Source organism: Streptomyces sp. CB02980 (assembly GCF_014451325.2).
Taxonomy (GTDB): Bacteria; Actinomycetota; Actinomycetes; order Streptomycetales; family Streptomycetaceae; genus Streptomyces.
Window position 1 is genome coordinate 1 of the sequence record NZ_JACSCH020000075.1, and the last position, 671, is coordinate 671.

The 671-nt window shown below is 68.4% G+C and carries 1 protein-coding gene; it reads right to left on the reverse strand.

Going from position 1 to position 671, the window contains the following annotated elements; genetic code table 11:
- On the reverse strand, window positions 1-671 hold a 671-nt coding region (locus E0F75_RS39820), incomplete at both ends, for an acyltransferase domain-containing protein (protein ID WP_229315929.1).

Below are 671 nucleotides of genomic sequence, written 5' to 3' on the forward strand. Positions count from 1 at the left end.
CGCAGGTTCCGGTACCAGTACGCGGCGTCCAGCTCCTCATCGGCAACCAGCTCACCGGTGACCGTCGACCACATCGCCACCTCGCTGCCACACGAGGACAGCCCTTCGAGCCCGACACGCAGTTCCTCGGCGATCTCCTCGACCTGCGCATGGTGCGAGGCGTAGTCCACCTCGATACGCCGTGCCCGAACCCCCTGCTCATCCAACTGAGCACACAGCGCGGCGATCTCCTCGGGCGGACCACTCACCACGATCTGCCCCGGCGCGTTCACCGCCGCCACGGTGACACCCGCCGGCAGATACGCCTCCGCCTCCGCCACATCCAGCGCAACCGACGCCATCGCACCCGACCCCGCAAGCCGCCGCAACACACGCGACCGCAGAGCAACAACCCGGGCACCGTCCTCCACACTCAACCGGCCCGCAACCACCGCAGCCGCAATCTCACCCTGCGAATGACCCACCACCGCTCCAGGCTCGACCCCCGCCGCACGCCACGCCTCCGCCAGCGACACCATCACCGCCCACAACACCGGCTGGACCACATCCACCCGGCCCGACCACTCCTCCTCCGAACCCGTCAACACCTCACACAACGACCAGTCGACAAACGGCGCCAACGCCCGCTCACACACAGCCATCCGCTCGGCGAACACCGGCCACGAAAGCAG